This window comes from Pseudomonas sp. AC463 (genome assembly GCF_979253585.1).
This window is the reverse complement of the sequence record NZ_CEEDDZ010000664.1, coordinates 1-268: the sequence shown is the minus strand read 5'-3', so window position 1 is coordinate 268 and position 268 is coordinate 1. Positions and strand designations below refer to the sequence as shown.

Here is a 268-nt window from a genome sequence, read left to right as displayed (position 1 = left end):
CCAGATCCTTACGCATCCAGTCGACCGCGAAGCCGAAGTCGAATGTATCCTGCGCCATTGTCGGCCAGCGATTGACCATCTGCCAGCTTTGCGCCGCACCGCCGGAAATCGCCTCCAGTACCTTGTCCGTGTCGAGCCCGCTCGCCTGAGCGAACCGCAACGATTCCGCGACGCCCTGGATCACTCCCGCGATGGCGATCTGATTGCACATCTTGGTCTGCTGCCCCGCCCCAGCCTCGCCGACGTGAACGATGCGCGCGGCATAGGC

The 268-nt window shown here is 63.8% G+C and carries 1 protein-coding gene; it reads right to left on the bottom strand.

Annotated elements, in window-relative coordinates; all coding sequences use genetic code 11:
• On the bottom strand, positions 1–268 hold a 268-nt coding region (locus tag AC0IYH_RS31860; protein WP_471838272.1), incomplete at both ends, for an NAD(P)-dependent oxidoreductase.